The sequence below is a fragment of the Pseudomonas fluorescens genome (assembly GCF_902497775.2).
Lineage (GTDB): Bacteria > Pseudomonadota > Gammaproteobacteria > Pseudomonadales > Pseudomonadaceae > Aquipseudomonas > Aquipseudomonas putida_F.
In genome coordinates this window covers 2,791,572-2,810,085 of sequence record NZ_OZ024668.1, presented here as the reverse complement: position 1 = coordinate 2,810,085, position 18,514 = coordinate 2,791,572, and the positions used below count along the sequence as shown (strand labels likewise).

Genomic DNA, 18,514 nt, shown 5'->3' with positions numbered 1-18,514 from the left:
CCGGTAATGGTCGGATACAGTGTGTGAGCATCTCTTCGGCGCTGCGGGCCTGTGGGCTGACCGTGCTGTGCTGTGGTTCGCTGCTGGCCGGCGAACTGCCGCCGCCCCCGGCCAGCCTCGAGGCGGTTGCCGATGCGCCGTTGTTCCTGGAACTGGTGGTCAACCAGATGAGCAGCCCTGAGCTGGTGGCTGTGCAGCAGCGCGCCGGGCGCCTGTACATGGCCACGGCCGACCTGCAGGCCGCCGGTATCGAACTGCCCGGCGAGTACGGCGACGAGGTGGCGCTGGACAGCATCCCCGGCCTGCACAGTGACTACGACAGCCAGGGCCAGCGCCTGGTTTTGCAGGTGCCGCCGACCTGGCTGCCGACCCAGCGCATCGGCAGCCGCCAGTTGTACCCCGCCAGCGAAGCGCAGAGCAGCTTCGGTGCGCTGCTCAACTATGACCTGTACCTCAACGACACCGACGACGGCGGCCGTTATCTGGCGGCCTGGAACGAACTGCGCCTGTTCGACAGCTGGGGCACGCTGTCGACCACCGGCCAGTGGCGCCAGTCCCTGGGCGGCAACGACTACGCCGACAGCCAGGAAGGTTTTCGCCGCTACGACACCACCTGGCGCTACACCGACGAAGCGCGCCTGTTGACCCTGGAGGTCGGCGACGTGATCAGCGGCGCCTTGCCCTGGACCGGCTCGGTGCGCCTGGGTGGCCTGCAACTGTCGCGCGACTTTGCCGTGCGCCCGGACCTGGTCACCTATCCACTGCCGGCCTTTGCCGGGGAGGCGGCAGTGCCGTCTTCGGTGGACCTGTTCATCAACGGCTACAAGAGTTCCAGCGCCGAGCTGCAGCCAGGCCCCTACACCCTGACCAACGTGCCGTTCATCAACGGTGCTGGCGAGGCGGTGGTGGTGACCACCGATGCCCTGGGGCGGCAGGTATCGACCACCTTGCCGTTCTATGTCACCAGCAGCCTGCTGCAGAAGGGCCTGGCGGATTTTTCGGTGGCTGCCGGTAGCCTGCGCCGGGATTACGCGATTCGCGATTTTGCCTATGGCCCGGGGGTTGCCGCGGCCAGCCTGCGCTACGGCCTGAGCGACAGCTTCACCCTCGAAAGCCATGCTGAAGCGGCCGAGTCCCTGGCCCTTGGCGGGCTGGGCGGCAACTGGCAGGTGGGCAACTGGGGCGTGGTCAACGCCGCGCTGAGCCAGAGCAGCTTCGACAGCCGCAGCGGCCAGCAACTGAGCTTCGGCTACCAGTACAACAGCCAGCGCCTGGGCTTCAACTATCAGCGCCTGCAACGGCGTGGCGACTACGCCGACCTGTCGCTGGTCGACAGCCCCTACACGCGCCTGAGCCAGCGCAGCGAGCAGGTGACCATGAGCGTCAATCTGGAGCGCTACGGTAGCCTCGGCGCCGGTTATTTCGATGTGCGCGCCGGTGACAACTCGCGCACCCGCTTGCTCAACCTCAGCTGGAGCAAGCCGCTGTGGCGCAACAGCAGCCTGTACCTGTCGGCCAACCGCGAAATCGGCGACAGCCAGTGGGCGGTGCAGGCGCAACTGGTGATCCCTTTCGATTTGCGCGGCACCCTGAGCTTCAGCGTCGAGCGCAACAAGGACGGCGAGAACCAGCAACGGGTCAACTACAGCCGCGCGGTGCCCAGCGAAGGCGGGGTCGGCTTCAACCTCGGTTACGCCGACGGCGACCGCGAGGCCTATCGCCAGGCCGATGTCACCTGGCGCCTGCAGTCGGTGCAACTGCAGGCCGGCGCCTATGGCGGCAGCGACAGCATGACCCGCTGGGCCGATGCCAGTGGTTCGCTGGTGTGGATGGACGCCGGGGTGTTCGCCGCCAACCGCATCGACGATGCCTTCGTGGTGGTCAGTACCCAAGGCTTTGCCCAGGTGCCGGTACGCTACGAAAACCAGTTGATTGGGCGCACCGACAAGAACGGCCATTTGCTGGTGCCCTGGAGCAGCGCCTATTACCGGGCCAAGTACGAGATCGACCCCATGGAGCTGCCGGCCAACGTCCAGAGCCCGCAGGTCGAGCAACGGGTGGCGGTGCGTCGCGGCAGCGGCTACCTGCTGGAGTTCCCGCTGCAGCGCGTGGTGGCGGCGAGTATCGTCCTGGTCGATGGCAACAATAAGGAACTGTCCCTGGGCAGCCAGGTGCGCCACGAGCAGAGCGGGGCGTTGGCAGTGGTCGGCTGGGACGGGCTGGTGTACCTGGAAGGGTTGGCCGCAGACAACAGCCTGCAGGTGCATCTGGCCGATGGCGGCAGTTGCCGGGTGCAGTTCAAACTGGACCCCGAGCAGGACCAGGTGCCGCTGATCGGCCCGCTGGTGTGCCAATGAAGCGCCTGCTGATGCTGCTGGCAGTGCTTGCCAGCCCGCCGGTGCAGGCGTTGTGCGCGGTGATCGATACCGCGCCGGCCAGTTTCGGCAGCGTCAGTTCGACCCTGGTGCGCAATGCCATCCAGTCGGCCTCGACCCTCAACGGCGGGCTGCAATGCACAGGCTCGCTGGTGAGCCTGCTGGCCAGCGACGATCACTTCTACGCTACCTTCACCCCGCCCGCGGGCAGTACCGGTATGCTCGGGCCCACAGGCGATGTGATCAGCTACACCCTGTACGCCAACAACACCAGCAACTTCCCGGTCGCCCGCAGCCTGCCCTACGACTTTGCCCGCAACGGCATTATCGATGCCCTCGGCTTGCTCAACGGCACCACGCCCAAGTCGGTGCCGCTCTACGTGAAGACCCTGACCGGCAGCAACGTCGCCGCCGGCCTCTACCAGGAAACCCTGTCGGTGTACTGGAACATCAGCTACTGCTGGGGCATCGGCCTGGGCAATATCTGCCTGGGCCGGCAGAACCTCACCGGCACCACCAGCCTGACCGTGAGCCTGACCGTCACCAATGATTGCCAGATCACCAGCCCCAACATCAGCTTCGGCAGCGCGCCGGTGGTCGGTGGTTTCAGCACGGTCACCAGCAACGTCAACGTCTCTTGCACCAAGGGCAGCAACTACACCGTGGGCCTGGACGATGGCCAGAACGTGTCCGCCGGGCGCCGGCGGATGAAGTCGGCGGCCAACAACTATATGGCCTATGACATCTTCAAGAGCGCCGGCAGCGTGCGCTGGGGCAGCGTCACCACGGCCCGGCGGGCCAGCAGCGACGCCGATATCAACCCCGGTGTGGGCACCGGCACCGGCAGCCAGATCTTCAACTACAACGCCAAGGTCTACACCGATCAGAGCACACCGCCCGCCGGTACCTACCTGGACAACGTGATACTCGACGTGCAGTTTTGAGCCCGCGCGCCTTCGCTCAGCCACCAGTAACCCAGGGCCACGGCATTGAGCAGCGCGCCGTAGGCGCATACCAGCAGCCAGCCGCCCCAGGCATAGACCAGGGTCGAGCTCAGCGCGCCAAAGGCGCTGCCCACCGAATAGAACAGCATGTAGGCGGCGGTCAGGCGGCTGTGGGTGGCTTCGGGCAGGCGATAGATCAGGCTCTGGCTAGCCACGTGCACGGCCTGCAGGCCAAGGTCGAACAGTACAACGCCCAAAAGCAACGCCCACAACGAATAACCGGTCAGGGCGATGGCCGCCCAGGACGCCAGCATCAACAACAGCGAGCCGCCACTGACCCACTGGCCCAGGCCGCGATCCACCAGTGCCCCGGCCCGTGCTGCGGCGAGTGCGCCTGCTGCGCCCGCCAGGCCGAACAGGCCGACTTCGCTGGTCGACAACGACAACGGCGGGGCGCTCAGGGGCAGCACCAGCGGCGTCCACAGCACCATCGCCGAGGCGAAGCTGAGCAGGGCCAGCAACGAGCGCCGGCGCAGCAGCGGTTCATCGCGCAGCAGCAACGCCAGTGAGCGCATCAGTTCGCGGTAACTGCCCGCCGCCTGCGCCGGTTCCTGGCGTGGCAGCACGCGCCAGAGCAGGGCGGCAATCAGCAGGGTCAAGGCCGCCGACAGCCAGTAGATCGAGCGCCAACCGGCCAGATCGGCCATGGCCCCGGACAGGGTGCGGGCTAACAGGATGCCGATGACGATGCCGCTGGTGATTACCCCCACCACCTGGCCCCGCTCGCTGGCCGCCGACAGCGTGGCGGCATAGGCCACCAGCACCTGGGTGACTACCGCCAGCAGGCCGCTCAGGCCCATGCCCAGCAACAGCCAGGGCGTGCTCGGTGCCCAGGCAATCAGCAGCAGGGCGAGGGCCGACAACAGCGACTGGCCGACGATCAGCCACCGCCGGTTGAGGCGATCGCCCAGCGGCACCAGCAGTAACAGGCCCAGGCCATAGCCGACCTGGGTCAGGGTCACTACCAGGCCGACCAGGCCCGGGTCGATGGCAAATTCCCGGGCCATGGCTTCGAGCAAAGGCTGGGCGTAATAGACATTGCCCACCGCCAGGGCGCAGGCCACGGAGAACAGCAAGACAACGGCAGATGACAATCGATGGGCGGGCGGCATGGTTCAAGTCCTTGTGGTTGCATAATGAAACCAGTTGTACGCTAGAGAAACTGGTTTTATATTGCAACCACTTTTATTGGCGAGATTTCCCATGGTCCAACGCACCCGCCTGCAAGACGCCGAATGCCCGGTGGCCCGTTCCCTCGATGCCATTGGCGACTGGTGGTCGCTGCTGATCGTGCGAGATGCCTTCGACGGCTTGAAGCGCTTCAGTGAGTTCCAGCGCAACCTCGGCATGGCCAAGAACATCCTCAGCACCCGCCTGCGCCATTTGGTCGAGCACCAGATCTTCGAACTGGTGCCGGTGTCCGAAGGCAGCGCCTATCAGGAATACGTGCTCACCGAAAAAGGCCTGGGCCTGTTCCCCTTGGTCGTCGGCTTGCGCCAGTGGGGCGAGGCGTTCTACTTCGCTGAAGGTGAGGCCCATTCGCAGTTGGTCGATCGTGAACAGGGCAAAGCGGTCCGGCCCTTGGAGCTGCGCGCCGCCGACGGCCGCCTGCTCGGCCCGCAGGACTGCGTGCGCCTGCCGGCTGCGGGCTGAACCTGGCAGCCAGCTACAACCTTGACGGCAGGCACGGGCAAGACGGCCATTGCCACCGGGCGCAGAGTAGGACCACTGTCATCCTTCTGCTCGAGGTCTTTTGCCATGTCGCTCAACGACACGCTCAGTGCGCACCTGAATCGCGGCACGGTCGGCTTTCCCACCGCCCTTGCCAGTACCATCGGCCTGATCATGGCAAGCCCGGTGATCCTTACCGCGACCATGGGCTTCGGCATCGGCGGCAGTGCTTTCGCCGTGGCCATGCTGATTGCCGTGGTGATGATGCTGGCGCAGGCGACCACCTTTGCCGAGGCGGCGTCGATCCTGCCGACCACCGGCGCGGTCTACGACTACATCAACTGCGGCATGGGCCGCTTCTTCGCGATCACCGGCACGTTGTCGGCGTACCTGATCGTCCATGTCTTCGCCGGCACCGCCGAGACCATGCTGGCCGGGGTCATGGCCCTGGTGAACTTCGAGCACCTCAACACCCTGGCCGAATCGGCCGGCGGCTCGTGGCTGTTGGGCGTCGGTTTCGTGATCATCTTCGCCATCCTCAATGCCTTTGGCGTCAGTGCGTTCGGCAAGGCCGAGATCATCCTCACCTTCGGCATGTGGACCACCTTGATGGTCTTCGGCGTGCTCGGTCTGGTCGCCGCACCGGCAGTCGAGCTGGAGGGTTGGTTCGGGGTGTCGCTGGTGGGCACGGACCTGGTGACCATCCTCTCGCTGGTGGGCATGGCGATGTTCATGTTCGTCGGCTGCGAATTCGTCACGCCACTGGCCCCGGACCTGCGCCAGTCGGCCAAAAGCATGCCGCGGGCCATGGCCCTGGGCCTGCTCGGGGTGGCGACATGCATGTTCATCTACGGCGCGGCGATGAAGCGCCAGGTCGAGAACGTGCTGCTCGATGCCGCCAGCGGTGTGCACCTGCTCGATACGCCCATGGCCATCCCGCGCTTTGCCGAACAGGTGATGGGCGATATTGGCCCGCTGTGGCTGGGCATCGGCTTTCTGTTCGCGGGCGCGGCGACCATCAATACGTTGATGGCCGGGGTGCCGCGGATTCTCTATGGCATGGCTGTCGACGGCGCCTTGCCCAAGGTTTTTACCTACCTGCACCCGCGCTTTAAAACGCCGCTGCTGTGCATCCTCGTCGCCGCACTGATTCCGTGCCTGCATGCCCTGTGGCTGGGCGGCAACACCGACCGCATCATGCACCTGGTGCTGGCGGCGGTGTGCGCCTGGAGCACCGCTTACCTGCTGGTGACCCTGTCGGTGGTGATCCTGCGCATCCGCCGCCCGGACCTGCCACGGGCCTATCGCTCGCCGCTGTTTCCGCTGCCGCAGATCCTGTCTAGCGTCGGCATTGTCCTGGGCATGTGGTTCATCACCCCGCCCGGCATGGACCCGGCCGATATCTATGTGCCTTTCGGCCTGATGCTGGCCGGCACGGCGGTGTATGCGCTGTTCTGGACGCTGCTGGTGCAGAAGGTCAATCCGTTCAAGCCGGCCTCGGTGGAAGAGGTGCTGGCGCGTGAATTCGCTCACCAACCGGAGACCGCACATGGCTATTGCCCTGCGCCAACTGTGGCAAAGGCTGTCTGAACGGGCGCCGGCCGGTTATCGGCCGGGGCTGACCCTTGAGAGGGTGCAACACAACCTGGGCCTGGACAGCTTCGAGGTGCTCGGCCCGGGCCTCGGCCGCTTCGCCTGGGCCGGGCAGGCGGTGCAGGTGCGCGAGCGTTGCGAGGCGCAATTGCTCATGCACCTGGTGCTGACCGAGTTCAGCTTGACGCTGCCTGCCACAGGGCAGGGCAATGCCCGCCTGGAACTGCACCATAGCGGGTCGTTGCGGCGCAGCGACCTGCGGGTTCAGTTGCGCAAGGGTGAACCGGCGCTGCAGGCCGAACTGCAACGCCGCCTGCAGGCCGACGGGCCGTTGCTGCAGGCACTGATGCCCCTGGACTTCAAGCGCCTGCTGCTGCACAGGTGCGCCGGCCAGTGGACCCTGACCCTCGAACACGTCGGCGCCAGCGAGGTGGTCAACCGCCTGCCGGCCTTTCGTCGCTACATTCGCCTGAGCCCCGAGCAACGCCAGCACCTGCTGGTCGCGCTGCAAGGCTTGCCGGCGCTCTTGGCCGGGCTCTGACCCGGCCATCTGGCATCAAACCTGCTTTCATTCTGGCTGCTTCAAGCAAGTTGCGCGCACATAGATAACATGTTAACTATTGCCCAACAAAAACAAGATGCCATTGTGGAGGTACCCATGAGTATCCATCACGCCAGCAGCCCTGCGCTGGAACGCTGGAACGCAACGATGCAGAACATCTGCGGGGTGTACGAGACGGAACTGGCGTTCAACCCCTCGTTGTTCATCGGCGAGATTTCCACCTGGTCGCGTGGCGGCCTGGCCCTGGCCAACCTGCGCACCAATGCCGGGCTGATCCGCCGCAAGGGCTTGAACAGTGACCGCGACAACGACCAGCATTGCTTCCTGGTCAGCCAGCGCACCGGCTTCTCGCAGATTACCCAGAACGGCGTCAGCATCCAGCTGGCGCCCGGCGAAATGCTTCTGATGGACGCCGCAGGCGCTTGCGAAATCATGCCCTTCGGCCTGATCGAGCACGCCTCGCTGTCGTTGTCGCGGGCCGAGGTGTGCAAGCAGTTGGGCAACGACAGCCGCACCTTCGGCAAGATCTCCCAGACCCGCGCCTGCGGGCGCATGCTGCACTTGTTGATGGACCAGTTGTGCAAAGAGCACAGCGCCGGTGAAGACGAGCAGGGCGAGGGCCAGGCGCTGCACAGTGCCTTCCTGTCGTTACTGGGTTCGGCCCTGGAAGGCAGCGACGATCTTGCGGCGTTGCCGGCTTCACTGCAGGGCGCCAACCTGCGCAGTTATGTGCAGAAAGTCATCGACGACTCCCTCGGCCAGGCCAACCTGACCCCGGTCAACCTCGCCAACCGCCTGAACATTTCCGTGCGCCACCTCTACCGCCTGTTCGAAGAGCAGGGCGACAGCGTCTGCCGCTACATCCAGCGCGCGCGGCTCAAGCGCAGCGCCGCCGACCTGGCCAACCCGGTGCTCAAGCGCGAATCGATCACCACCATCGCCTACAAATGGGGCTTCACCGACTCGGCGCACTTCAGCCGCTCGTTCAAGAAGCAGTTCGAGCAGTCGCCCAAGGACTACCGCGCCAGCAGCCTGGCCTGAGCATCGCTTCATCGTTGTTGACTTGACCGCAGGATGCGGTCTGTATAGGCTCGCCCAATCTGGCTACCTACCGATAGGTAGGTTTAGCGGTAAGCGCCAGCCAGGTCCCGTTTTTATCTGGAATCGAGCCTATGCACAGTGCAACCTCCACGCCGACCGCCCAGGTCGGCTTTGCCATTTCCCTGGCCTTGATCGGCGCCCTCGGGCCCTCGGCGGTCGACATGTACCTGGCCAGCATGCCGAGTATTGCCAGCGAGTTCGCCACCTCCTATGCCGGGGTGCAGCTGACCCTGACCGTGTTCCTCCTGGCCATGGGCGCCGGGCAGCTGTTGTTCGGCCCGCTGGTCGACACCCTTGGCCGGCGCCGGCCATTGCTTGCCGGTCTGCTGGTGTTCGTCTTGAGTTCCCTGGCCGCCGCTGCGGCGCCAGACCTCAACAGCCTGCTGCTGGCGCGCTTCATCCAGGGCCTGGGCAGCGCCCTGACCCTGGTGGTGATCATGAGCATGGTCCGCGACGTCGCCGAAGGCGCGCGGGCTGCGCAGATCTTTGCCTTGCTGATGACCATCGAAGGCCTGGCACCGGTAATCGCCCCGGCGCTGGGCGGTTTTGTCGGTGCGCACTTTGGCTGGCGGGCGATCATGCTGGTGCTGGCAGGATTGGGTGTGCTGGTACTGCTCAACTCTGCCGTGATGCTCAAGGAGACCTTGCCCGAGGACCAGCGCATGGCCTGGCAGCCACGGGAGTTTTGGCGCACCTACGTGCGTATTGCCTGTGACCGCCAGTTCCTGCGCCCGGCCCTGGCCTTGTCGGCGGTGTTCTTTTTCCTGTTTGCCTACATCGGCGGTGCGGCCTTGGTTTACCAGCACCATTTCGGCCTGTCGGTAGAAGCCTTCGGCACATTGTTCGGGGCTACCGGTGTGGCCATTTTGCTCGGCGCCATCACCGCTGGCCGCCTGGTGGCGCGCAAGGGGCTGGTGCGCCTGGCGCGTTGGGGCGCGGCGTGCATGTTGGTCGGTGCGGCGCTGGTGCTGGCCGGTGCGCTGAGTTCGGCAGGGCTGGTGGGCATCGTCGCCGGTATGGCCGTGGCCATGTTCGGCCTGGGCATTGCCGAGGCGACCCTGATGTCGCTGGTGATGTCCTCGCAAAGCAAGGCGCTGGGCTCGACCGCCGCTTTGCTGGGGGCCTTCCAGTTGATCATTTCGTCGTTTGCCACGCCATTGTCGGGCATCATGGCGCCTTTGGGTGCGTCGCACTGGGCGCTGTTGCTCGGCCTCTCGGCGGTATTCGTCGCCCTGCTGGTGCATGTCAGCACCCGCCATGCCGAGCCGCACCTGCAGAGCCTGGCTGGCCATTGATCCGTATTTGTTGTGGGAGACACCGCTATGAGAAGCTTGACGCCGTCGGCACAGAAGATCTGCGCGATTGCCGTCGAGCAGTTTGCCGAGCTGGGTTATGACGCTTCGTCGCTGAACGATATCGCTGCCGCTGCAGGTATGCGCAAGCCGTCGTTGTATGCGCATTTCGCTGGCAAGGATGACCTGTTCCAGGTGGTTTACGCGTTGGCATTGCATGCTGAGCACGAGTACCTGGAAGCCTGCTTTGCCGAGCAGGTGCCGGCCGGTGAACTGCCCGGGCAGCGCTTTGTCGAGCGCTTGAACGAGCGCTACCAGGCCTCGGCGCATCTGCGCTTCATGCTGCGCACGGCGTTTTTCCCGCCGAGTGAATTGCGGCCGGTGATCTGCGCCGGGTTCGAGGCGTACCTGGCGCGGCTGGGCGAGTTGTTTGCCCAGGCGTTGCGCACGTTCGCGCCGGGGCTGGAGGAGGGGCAGCAGCGCCTGTATGGCGATGCGTACCTGGGGATCGTCGACAGTTTGAATGTCGAGTTGATTTATGCGGGGGCGGATGCGTTCGAGCGGCGGTTGGCGGCGTTGTGGTGGATGTTCGGGGCGTCTTTGGCCAGGCTTTAGGGCCTCATCGCGGGGCAAGTCGAGGCGTCGCACCGCGATGCTTTCAGTCAGACCACCGCAACGTAATGCTTCACAAAGCTCTCGCTGAGAATCTCCCATAACACCGGCGTGCCCTTGGTCACGAACCAGCTGTCACCCTGGTTGTAGGTGCGGCTCACCCCCGTTGCTTCGTCGGTCAAGCGCACCTGGCCGGTGACCACCACCGCCTGTTCGTTGAACGGGTAGACCATGCGGAACTTGCCCGTGGTGGTGCCGAAGTAGGCGCTGCTGATGGCATCGGTCGGTGCGCCGAAGGTCATTTTGCCGAAGGCGCGTACTTCGCCTTCGAGTATTTCCGAGCCCAGGTCGGCAACGGTGCCCCAGGCGTCGAGTTCGCTGAGCTGGATGTTCTGTTTAACGGCAGTCAGGGTCATGGCAGTGTTCCTTGAGGGTTGAAAACAATCGGGTTCAGCGCCGGCCATTCCAGTAGCCGGACAACTGGTGCCAGGACTTGCCGGCAGTCAGCAGCACTGAGCGCAGTTGATCCTTGGCCGGGATGGTCGGGCGTGGCACCGAGCTGATCAGGTCATAGCGCGCCGAGCCTTCGCTCATGCCTTCGGCCAGGACCTTGCAGATGATGTGGCTGGGGGTCACGCCAAAACCGGAATAGCCTTGCACGTAAAAAGCGTTGCGCCGACCGGGCAGGGTGCCGATCTGCGGGAACAGGTTGGGGCTGCAGGCCATCGGCCCGCCCCAGGCGAGGTCGATCTTCACGTCCTTGAGGTAGGGGAAAATCTTCAGCATCAGGTTGCGGTTCCAGGCCTTGAGGTCGCGCGGGATGTGTTCGACCAGTGGCGTGGCGGCACCAAACAACAAGCGGTTCTCGTTGGTCACCCGGTAGTAGTCGATCACCGGGCGGATGTCGCTGTAGGCGCCGCGAATCGGGCTGATGCGCTGGATCAGTTCTTCTGACAGCGGCTCGGTCATCATCTGGAAGGCATAGGTGTTGATGGTCGAGCGGTGCAGTTCCGGTTCCAGCTTGTTGAGGAAACTGTCGCAGGCCCACAGCAGCTTGCTGGCAGTCACCGAACCGCGGCCGGTGCGCACGCGAATGCGCTCGCCGTACTGCACTTGCAGCGCCGGGCTGTTCTCGAAGATGCGCACGCCGTGCCCGCTGAGCGCCTTGGCTTCACCGAGCAACAGGTTCAGCGAGTGCACATGGCCACCGCCCATGTGCAACAGGGCGCTGCTGTAGGCGTCGGAGCCGATGATCTGCTTGACCTCGCTGCCACCGAGAAAACGGATCTCATGCTGGGAGTTGACCGACTTGAAGTCCTTTTCCCAGGCGCGCAGGGTCTGTTCCTGGCGGGCGTTGAAGCCCATGTAGCCGTAGCCGTGGCAAAAGTCGGCGTCGATGGCGTACTTGGCGATGCGGCTCTTGATGATGTCGGCGCCCAGGTCGCTGATCTCGAAGATCTGCCGCAGGCCATCGTCGCCGACGTGCTGCTTGATCTTCTCCAGGTCGTGGCCGATGCCGGCCATGATCTGCCCACCATTGCGCCCAGTGCCGCCAAAACCCAGGTAGCGGGCTTCGAGCACGACGATGTTGGTGATGCCTTTTTCCGCCAGTTCCAGGGCGGTGTTGATCCCGGAAAAGCCACCGCCGATGATGACCACGTCGGCGTCCACGTCCTCTTCCAGGGTCGGGAAGCTCAGGTTGTATTTTTTGGTGGCGGTGTAGTAGGTCGGCGTTTCGATGTTGATCATGGCGCAGCCTGAAAAGTGAAGTACTGATGGGCTCTATTAAGGCCTTGTACCGCGCTTGCGTCTTGACCCTGCGTGCCGCCGGGCTTGACTGCCGGTGCCAGGGCTGTGGCAAGGCGTTGATTTTGTTAAAGTGTTAACAAAATAGCCTGATGATTAGCCATTCCATGCCCCAACCGCGCCCGTCCCTGACCCTGACCTTGCTGCAAGCCCGTGAAGCGGCCATGCGTTTTTTTCGACCCTCGCTCAACCAGCACGGGCTCACCGAGCAGCAGTGGCGGGTGATCCGTATCCTGCGCCAACAAGGGGAAATGGAGATCTACCGCCTGGCGGAACTGGCCTGCATCCTCAAGCCGAGCATGACCGGGGTGCTGGTGCGCATGGAGGCGGCCGGACTGGTCAGCCGGCGCAAGGCCGAGCAGGATCAGCGTCGGGTGCGGGTCAACCTGACGGCCCAGGGGGAGGAGATTTTTGCTTCGATGAGCCAGTGCATGGAGAGCAACTACCGGCGGATTCAGGAGCAGTTCGGTGAGCAGAAGCTGCAGGCGCTGCTGGGACTACTGGAGGAGTTGAAGCAGGTAGGGCGGTAACTGCATCGCGGGGCAAGCCCGCTCCTACGGGGATGTGTAGGAGCGGGCTTGACCCGCGATGAGGCCGGGACTGTCAATACACAGAAGGCCCAGACGAACCCACCCGCACATCCCCCTTGAACGTGCCCGCCAACCCCTGCAAGCCCTTCATCAACACCGTGGTATCCACCCCCACCGCGACAAACCCGGCGCCCAGTTCCAGGTAGCGCCGCGCCAAGGCCTCATCGGCACTGAGAATCCCCGCCGCCTTGCCGGCTTTTTGAATCTGCACAATCGCCTGTTCAATCGCCGCCTGCACCTCGGGGTGGCCGGGGTTGCCGCGATAACCCATGGACGCACTCAAGTCCGCCGGGCCGATAAACACCCCGTCAACGCCCTCGACCGCCGCGATCGCCTCGAGGTTGTGCAGCCCTTCAAGGCTTTCGATCTGCACCAGCAGGCACATCTGTTCATCGGCCTGGTCCAGGTAGCCGGGGATGCTGTTCCAGCGCGAGGCCCGCGCCAGGGCACTGCCGACGCCGCGCACACCTTTGGGTGGGTAGTGCATGGCGCGCACCAGTTCGCGTGCCTGTTCCGCGCTTTCGACCATCGGCACCAGCAGGGTTTGCGCGCCGATATCCAGCACCTGCTTGATCAGCGCGGTGTCGCCGATCACCGGGCGGATGATCGCCTGGGCCGGGTAGGGGGCGATGGCCTGCAACTGGCCGAGCATGCCGCGCAGGTCGTTGGGCGCGTGTTCGCCGTCGATCAGCAGCCAGTCGAAACCGGCGTTGGCAGCAAGTTCGGCGCAGTACGGCTCGGCCAGGCCAAGCCACAGGCCGATTTGCGCCTCGCCCCGTTGCAGGCGTTGTTTGAAGCGGTTGATGGGTATGTCCATGGGCAAGTCCTCAAACGAAACGGCAGGCAATCGAACCGAGCATGTCGTAGTCGACATGGAAGGTATCGCCCGGGTTGGCCGCCACCGGGCGGGTGAAGGAGCCGCCGAGGATGATCTGCCCGGCTTCGAGGGTGACGTCGTACGGTGCCAGTTTGTTGGCCAGCCAGGCGACGCCCTTGGCCGGGTGGTTGAGCACCGCGGCCGAGACCCCGGACTCTTCGATCACGCCATTGCGATAGAGCACCGCCGGCACCTTGCGCAAGTCGATATCGCCCGGGCGCACCGCGCGCCCGCCCATGACCACGCCAGCGTTGGCGGCGTTGTCGGAGATAGTGTCGAAGACCTTGCGGGTGGCCTGGGTGTGCGGGTCGACCTGCTGGATGCGTGCGTCGATGATTTCCAGCGCCGGGATCACCCACTCGGTGGCGTCGAGCACGTCGAACAGGGTCACGTTCGGCCCCTTGAGCGGCTTGCCGAGCACGAACGCCAGCTCCACCTCGACCCGCGGCACGATAAAGCGCTCGAAGGGAATATCGCTGCCTTCGTCGAAGAACATGTCATCGAGCAGCGCGCCGTAGTCCGGTTCGGTGATGTTCGACGACACCTGCATGGCCCGCGAGGTCAGGCCGATCTTGTGGCCGACCAGCTTGCGCCCGTCCTCGATCTTTTGCGCAACCCAGGCGCGCTGGATGGCGTAGGCGTCCTCGATGCTGATGCCCGGGTGCTCCAGGGAGAACTGCCGCACCTGTTCGCGGCTGCGTTCGGCGCGGTCCAGCTGGGCGGCGGCTTGCAGGATCTGGCTGTGGTCAAGCATGGCGAAATCTCTTACTGAGGGTTGACGATGGCAGCCTTGGTGCGCAGCACCAGCAAGCCGCCGAGGGTGATGAACAGCGCCAGCACGTACAGGGCCAGGCTGGCGCTCTGGGTGGTGTCGCGCATCCAGCCGATCAGGTACGGGGCGAGGAACGAGGCGATGCTGCCGAACGAGCTGATCAGGGCGATGCCGGCCGCCTGGGTGGTGTTCGACAGGAACGCCGGTGGCAGTTGCCAGAACATCGGCAAGGCGGCGCTGGCGCCCATGCCGGCGATGATCAGGCCGCCCAGCACCATCACCGGGTTGCCCGGCGCCAGGCCCGCCACGGCGATGCCGATGGCCGACATCAGCAGCGGTACGCACAGGTGCCAGCGGCGTTCACGCTGACGGTCCGATGAACGCCCGCAGGCGATCATGAAGAAGCATCCGGCAAGATAGGGCACGGCGCTCAGCAGCCCGACCCGGCCATCGCTGCCGATGCCGGCGCCATGGATCAGGGTCGGCATCCAGAACGCCAGGGTGTTGACCGCCAGCATCACCGCAAAGTACACCGCCACCAGCAGCCAGACCTGGCTGTCACGCAGGATGCCGGCAAACGAGGTGATGGATTTGCGCTGCTCTTCCTGGTTCAGTTGTTCGCGCAGCTGCTGCTTTTCAGTGCCGTTGAGCCAGCTGACGCTTTCGAAACTGTCCGGCAGGCACTTGAGCACCACCAGGCCGAGGAGGATGACCGGCGCGCCCTCGATCAGGAACATCCACTGCCAGCCACGCAGGCCGGCGGCGTCGTGGAACAGTTCGAGGATGCCGCCCGACAACGGCCCGCCGACCACACCGGCCATGGGTACGGCAATCGCGAACAGCGCGGTGATCTGCCCACGGCGGCGGGCCGGGTACCAGCGGTTGAGGTAGACCAGGATACCGGGGAAGAAGCCGGCTTCGGCGACGCCCAGCAAAAAGCGCAGGACGTAGAAACCCGAGGCCGATTCGACCCAGAGCATGCTGGTCGACAGGGTGCCCCAGACCACCATCAGGGTGGCGATCCAGCGCCGTGGCCCGACCCGGTCCAGAGCCATGTTGCTCGGCACGCCGAACAGCGCGTAGGCGATGAAGAACAGCCCGGCACCAAAGCCGTAGACCGTGTCGCTGAAGTGCAGGTCGCTGCTCATCTGCATCTTGGCAAAGCCGATGTTGATGCGGTCCAGGTGAGCGAACAGGTAGCAGATCAGCAGCAGCGGCATCAGCCGCCAGGTGATCTTGCTGTGGGTCGAGTCATGTTGGGCAAGGGCAGCGTGTTCGGCAGTATTGGCTGTGCTCATGATCTTGTACTTTTTGTCAGAGGGCCGTTGGGGAGGGCGGGTGGCTGTGGCTCAGCCCGCCTGGTTTTGCAGAAAGGCGTGCACGTTGTTCTGCTTGAAATTCAGCTGCGGGTGCAGCTCGATCATCTCGAACGACAGGGCCAGCAGGCGTTGGCTTTGCAGCTCGGCAAAATGCGCGGTGATCACCTCGAACAGCGCCTGGGCGACCTGGGTGCGGGTCTCCAGGTCACGGCCGTGGCCGACCTTCAGGGTCATGTGGACGAAGGCATAGTCATGCTTGCCATCGGCCATGCGCCAGCTGTCCAGGCGCACGCCACGGCTGCGGATGCCGCCCAGGGGGAACACGCCGCTGGCGCCCAGGCTGGCGTGGACCTTGTCGAACAGGCCGGGCAGGTCGGCCTGCTGCTCGATGTTGTCGGTGTACTCGGCGATGAAGTGCGGCATGAGGATCTCCGTCTCATGTAGGAGCGGGCTTGCCCCCGCGATGGGGTGATCGCGGGGCAAGCCCGCTCCTACAGGGTTACAGGGGGAAGATGGCGTTGATTTGCCCGGTGCCGGAGCTGCCGAACGGCTCGGTCAGTACCTCGACCGGCTTGTTGTAGTCGGCGCCGCCGAGCAGGCCCAGGAGCATCGCCGTGTCGTGCATGCCGCCTTCGCCATAACAGTGGTTGGCGTAGTCCGGGAGCATCGCGCAGAACTCCTTGAAGCGGCCCTGCTTCCACAATTCGACCACGCGCAGGTCCATCTGCTTGTCGAATTCACGGGTCCAGTTGTGGATGTTGGCTTCGGCGTTGCGGTCATCGGAGAAGCGGTGCGACAGCGAACCCGAGGCCAGTACCAAGACCTTGCGGTCGCTCTTTTCGATGGCCCGACGCACCGCGGCGCCAAAGGCGAAGCTGTCTTCAAGGCGGTGCCAGGCGCACCAGGCGGCGATCGACACGACCTTGAGCTTTTGTTCGTTGGGCACGTCCATGTGCATGTAGCGCATCGGTACCAGGGTGCCGTACTCAAGCTCAAGGCTCTGGATGTTGTGGGCCAGGGTGCGCACGTCGGCGGCGTTGGCTTCAAGGCCGATCAGTTCGCCCAGTTCCGGGCAGCCGGGGTACTCGAAGTCCATGTTCTTGATGAAGTGCGGCAACTCGTTGCTGGTGTAGGTACCCTTGAAGTGCTCGCCACAGTTGATGTGGTAGCCGCTGTTGACCAGCCAGTGGACGTCGAACACCACGGCGGTATCGGCGCCCAGTTCGCGGGCGCGGCGGCCGATTTCCTTGTGCCCGGCGATCGCCGCCTCGCGGCAGCCATGATGCTTGCCGGGCAGTTCGGACAGGTACATCGAGGGTACGTGGCAGACTTTGGCTGCCAGGACGACTTCGCCCATGATGGAACTCCTGGAGATTGTTGTTCTTGTTTGCGATCGGTTGCGCCTTCATCGCGGGTCAAGCCCGCTCCCACAAGGCAGCCTCAAAACCTGTGGGAGCGGGCTTGCCCCGCGATGCTGTCAGACGCCCCAGCGCGGAATATGATGACTGCCCATCGAGATACACACGTTCTTGATCTCGGCAAACACCTCGAAGCTGTACTGCCCGCCTTCACGGCCGGTGCCCGAACCCTTGACCCCGCCGAACGGCTGGCGCAGGTCGCGCACGTTCTGGCTGTTGATGAACACCATGCCGGCCTCGATGCCGCGGGCCAGACGATGCGCCTTGCCGATGTCCTGCGTCCAGATGTACGAGGCCAGGCCATACTCGGTGTCGTTGGCCAACTGCAGCGCCTCGGCTTCGTCCTTGAACGGGATCAGGCACACCACCGGGCCAAAGATTTCTTCCTGGGCGATGCGCATGTTGTTGTTCACATCGGCAAACACCGTCGGCTGGATGAACTGGCCACGGGCCAGGTGCGCCGGCAGGTTGGCCGGGCGCTCCAGGCCGCCAGCGAGCAGGGTGGCGCCTTCCTCGATGCCGATCTTGATGTAGCCGGTGACCTTGTCATAGTGGGCTTGAGTGATCATCGAGCCTACCTGGGTTTTCGGGTCTTGCGGGTCACCGACGATCAGCCGTTTGGCTCGCGCAGCGAACTCGGCGACGAACTGCGGGTAGACGCTCTGCTGGATGAAGATACGGCTGCCGGCGGTGCAGCGCTCGCCATTGAGCGAGAAAATGGTGAACAGCGCCGCATCCAGGGCGCGCTCAAGGTCGGCGTCTTCGAAAATCAGCACCGGCGACTTGCCGCCCAGCTCCATGGAGTACTTCTTCAGGCCCGCGGTCTGCATGATCTTCTTGCCGGTGGCGGTGCCGCCGGTAAAGGAGATAGCGCGCACGTCCGGGTGGCGCACCAGGGCGTCGCCAGCGGTGGCACCGTAGCCCTGGATGACGTTGAGCACGCCGTTGGGAATCCCGGCTTCCACCGCCAGGCGCCCCAGTTCGTTGGCGGTCAGCGGCGACAGTTCGCTCATCTTCAGCACCGCGGTGTTGCCCAGGGCCAGGCACGGCGCGGTCTTCCAGGTGGCGGTCATGAACGGCACGTTCCATGGCGACACCAGCCCGCACACGCCCACCGGCTGGTACAGGGTGTAGTTGAGCATCTGGTCGTCGACCGGGTAGCTGTGGCCGTCCATGCGTGTGCAGACTTCGGCGAAAAAGTCGAAGTTGTGCGAGGCACGCGGGATCAGCACGTTCTTGGTCTGGTGGATCGGCAAACCGGTGTCGAGGGTTTCCAGTTCAGCCAGGTGCGGCACGTTCTGCTCGATCAGCTCACCGAGTTTGCGCATCAGCCGCGCGCGCTCCTTGGCCGGGGTGTTGGCCCATTTCGGGAAGGCTTCTTTCGCCGCTGCTACTGCCTGGCCGACCTCTTCGGCGCCGCCGCTGGCGACTTCGCCAATGGCTTCGCCGGTGGCCGGGTTGTAGTTGACGAACACGTCTTTGCTTTCGACCTCACGGCCGTTGATCCAGTGTTTGATCATGT

General features: G+C 64.5%; 18 protein-coding genes. 9 read left to right on the top strand and 9 right to left on the bottom strand.

Going from position 1 to position 18,514, the window contains the following annotated elements; translation table 11 throughout:
* The first annotated feature begins 29 nt into the window (after positions 1-29).
* Both F8N82_RS12760 and F8N82_RS12755 read left to right on the top strand, forming a co-directional pair.
* Positions 30-2,357, top strand: coding sequence for a fimbria/pilus outer membrane usher protein (locus tag F8N82_RS12760; protein WP_224793845.1), 2,328 nt, complete (start codon positions 30-32; stop codon positions 2,355-2,357).
* Positions 2,354-3,319 carry a Csu type fimbrial protein gene (locus F8N82_RS12755; protein WP_038995655.1) on the top strand — a complete coding sequence of 322 codons (966 nt, stop codon included), beginning with the start codon at positions 2,354-2,356 and terminating at the stop codon, positions 3,317-3,319. The genes F8N82_RS12760 and F8N82_RS12755 overlap by 4 nt, the downstream gene beginning before the upstream one ends.
* On the opposite strand, the gene F8N82_RS12750 is transcribed toward F8N82_RS12755, so the two are convergent.
* Entirely contained in the window at positions 3,283-4,491 is a 1,209-nt protein-coding gene (locus F8N82_RS12750) for an MFS transporter (RefSeq protein WP_038995654.1), read from the bottom strand. The genes F8N82_RS12755 and F8N82_RS12750 overlap by 37 nt on opposite strands.
* Before the next feature lie 91 nt (positions 4,492-4,582).
* Between F8N82_RS12750 and F8N82_RS12745 the strand changes: the two genes are divergently transcribed.
* From F8N82_RS12745 to F8N82_RS12720, 6 genes are all read left to right on the top strand, one after another.
* Complete coding sequence (locus F8N82_RS12745; RefSeq protein WP_038995653.1) at positions 4,583-5,032, top strand: winged helix-turn-helix transcriptional regulator; 450 nt, start codon at positions 4,583-4,585, stop codon at positions 5,030-5,032.
* Between the two features lie 105 nt (positions 5,033-5,137).
* Positions 5,138-6,640: an APC family permease gene (locus tag F8N82_RS12740; RefSeq protein ID WP_038995652.1), complete on the top strand. Its 1,503-nt coding sequence runs from the start codon at positions 5,138-5,140 to the stop codon at positions 6,638-6,640.
* Positions 6,600-7,184, top strand: a complete 585-nt coding sequence (locus F8N82_RS12735) for a DUF3156 family protein (RefSeq protein WP_038995651.1) — start codon at positions 6,600-6,602, stop codon at positions 7,182-7,184. Before F8N82_RS12740 ends, F8N82_RS12735 begins: the two co-directional genes overlap by 41 nt.
* Before the next feature lie 117 nt (positions 7,185-7,301).
* The gene (gene feaR, locus F8N82_RS12730) at positions 7,302-8,246 is read left to right on the top strand and encodes a transcriptional regulator FeaR (RefSeq protein WP_095163014.1); all 945 of its coding nucleotides are present in this window, start codon (positions 7,302-7,304) and stop codon (positions 8,244-8,246) included.
* 131 nt (positions 8,247-8,377) lie between these two features.
* A complete protein-coding gene (locus F8N82_RS12725) occupies positions 8,378-9,601 on the top strand; it encodes a multidrug effflux MFS transporter (RefSeq protein WP_038995649.1) in 1,224 nt (407 codons plus the stop codon).
* A 27-nt stretch (positions 9,602-9,628) separates the two neighbouring features.
* Entirely contained in the window at positions 9,629-10,213 is a 585-nt protein-coding gene (locus tag F8N82_RS12720) for a TetR/AcrR family transcriptional regulator (RefSeq protein ID WP_038995648.1), read from the top strand.
* A gap of 47 nt (positions 10,214-10,260) precedes the next feature.
* On the opposite strand, the gene F8N82_RS12715 is transcribed toward F8N82_RS12720, so the two are convergent.
* Positions 10,261-10,626, bottom strand: a complete 366-nt coding sequence (locus tag F8N82_RS12715; protein WP_038995647.1) for a cupin domain-containing protein — start codon at positions 10,624-10,626, stop codon at positions 10,261-10,263.
* A gap of 34 nt (positions 10,627-10,660) precedes the next feature.
* Entirely contained in the window at positions 10,661-11,959 is a 1,299-nt protein-coding gene (locus F8N82_RS12710; protein WP_038995646.1) for an NAD(P)/FAD-dependent oxidoreductase, read from the bottom strand.
* A 164-nt stretch (positions 11,960-12,123) separates the two neighbouring features.
* On the opposite strand from F8N82_RS12710, the gene hpaR reads away from it, so the two are divergent.
* Complete coding sequence (hpaR, locus tag F8N82_RS12705) at positions 12,124-12,546, top strand: homoprotocatechuate degradation operon regulator HpaR (protein WP_038995645.1); 423 nt, start codon at positions 12,124-12,126, stop codon at positions 12,544-12,546.
* Between the two features lie 73 nt (positions 12,547-12,619).
* Here hpaR and hpaI read toward each other — a convergent pair whose 3' ends face one another.
* From hpaI to hpaE, 6 genes are all read right to left on the bottom strand, one after another.
* Entirely contained in the window at positions 12,620-13,423 is an 804-nt protein-coding gene (hpaI, locus tag F8N82_RS12700) for a 4-hydroxy-2-oxoheptanedioate aldolase (RefSeq protein WP_038995644.1), read from the bottom strand.
* A 10-nt stretch (positions 13,424-13,433) separates the two neighbouring features.
* Positions 13,434-14,237, bottom strand: a complete 804-nt coding sequence (gene hpaH / locus F8N82_RS12695; RefSeq protein ID WP_038995643.1) for a 2-oxo-hept-4-ene-1,7-dioate hydratase — start codon at positions 14,235-14,237, stop codon at positions 13,434-13,436.
* A gap of 11 nt (positions 14,238-14,248) precedes the next feature.
* Positions 14,249-15,553: an MFS transporter gene (locus F8N82_RS12690; RefSeq protein ID WP_038995642.1), complete on the bottom strand. Its 1,305-nt coding sequence runs from the start codon at positions 15,551-15,553 to the stop codon at positions 14,249-14,251.
* Between the two features lie 51 nt (positions 15,554-15,604).
* Positions 15,605-15,997, bottom strand: coding sequence for a 5-carboxymethyl-2-hydroxymuconate Delta-isomerase (locus tag F8N82_RS12685; RefSeq protein ID WP_038995641.1), 393 nt, complete (start codon positions 15,995-15,997; stop codon positions 15,605-15,607).
* A 76-nt stretch (positions 15,998-16,073) separates the two neighbouring features.
* Entirely contained in the window at positions 16,074-16,931 is an 858-nt protein-coding gene (hpaD, locus tag F8N82_RS12680) for a 3,4-dihydroxyphenylacetate 2,3-dioxygenase (protein WP_095163016.1), read from the bottom strand.
* Between the two features lie 120 nt (positions 16,932-17,051).
* Entirely contained in the window at positions 17,052-18,512 is a 1,461-nt protein-coding gene (hpaE, locus tag F8N82_RS12675; RefSeq protein WP_038999417.1) for a 5-carboxymethyl-2-hydroxymuconate semialdehyde dehydrogenase, read from the bottom strand.
* Positions 18,513-18,514 lie beyond the last annotated feature (2 nt).

Bases quoted from the DNA above. Each gene is read 5' to 3' on its own strand.
- feaR (WP_095163014.1), top strand. From the start codon at position 7,302: ATGAGTATCCATCACGCCAGCAGCCCTGCGCTGGAACGCTGGAACGCA.
- F8N82_RS12690 (WP_038995642.1), bottom strand. From the start codon at position 15,553: ATGAGCACAGCCAATACTGCCGAACACGCTGCCCTTGCCCAACATGAC.
- F8N82_RS12740 (WP_038995652.1), top strand. From the start codon at position 5,138: ATGTCGCTCAACGACACGCTCAGTGCGCACCTGAATCGCGGCACGGTC.
- hpaI (WP_038995644.1), bottom strand. From the start codon at position 13,423: ATGGACATACCCATCAACCGCTTCAAACAACGCCTGCAACGGGGCGAG.
- F8N82_RS12725 (WP_038995649.1), top strand. From the start codon at position 8,378: ATGCACAGTGCAACCTCCACGCCGACCGCCCAGGTCGGCTTTGCCATT.
- F8N82_RS12755 (WP_038995655.1), top strand. From the start codon at position 2,354: ATGAAGCGCCTGCTGATGCTGCTGGCAGTGCTTGCCAGCCCGCCGGTG.
- F8N82_RS12685 (WP_038995641.1), bottom strand. From the start codon at position 15,997: ATGCCGCACTTCATCGCCGAGTACACCGACAACATCGAGCAGCAGGCC.
- hpaR (WP_038995645.1), top strand. From the start codon at position 12,124: ATGCCCCAACCGCGCCCGTCCCTGACCCTGACCTTGCTGCAAGCCCGT.
- hpaE (WP_038999417.1), bottom strand. From the start codon at position 18,512: ATGATCAAACACTGGATCAACGGCCGTGAGGTCGAAAGCAAAGACGTG.
- hpaH (WP_038995643.1), bottom strand. From the start codon at position 14,237: ATGCTTGACCACAGCCAGATCCTGCAAGCCGCCGCCCAGCTGGACCGC.
- F8N82_RS12750 (WP_038995654.1), bottom strand. From the start codon at position 4,491: ATGCCGCCCGCCCATCGATTGTCATCTGCCGTTGTCTTGCTGTTCTCC.
- F8N82_RS12735 (WP_038995651.1), top strand. From the start codon at position 6,600: ATGGCTATTGCCCTGCGCCAACTGTGGCAAAGGCTGTCTGAACGGGCG.
- F8N82_RS12745 (WP_038995653.1), top strand. From the start codon at position 4,583: ATGGTCCAACGCACCCGCCTGCAAGACGCCGAATGCCCGGTGGCCCGT.
- F8N82_RS12715 (WP_038995647.1), bottom strand. From the start codon at position 10,626: ATGACCCTGACTGCCGTTAAACAGAACATCCAGCTCAGCGAACTCGAC.
- F8N82_RS12710 (WP_038995646.1), bottom strand. From the start codon at position 11,959: ATGATCAACATCGAAACGCCGACCTACTACACCGCCACCAAAAAATAC.
- hpaD (WP_095163016.1), bottom strand. From the start codon at position 16,931: ATGGGCGAAGTCGTCCTGGCAGCCAAAGTCTGCCACGTACCCTCGATG.
- F8N82_RS12720 (WP_038995648.1), top strand. From the start codon at position 9,629: ATGAGAAGCTTGACGCCGTCGGCACAGAAGATCTGCGCGATTGCCGTC.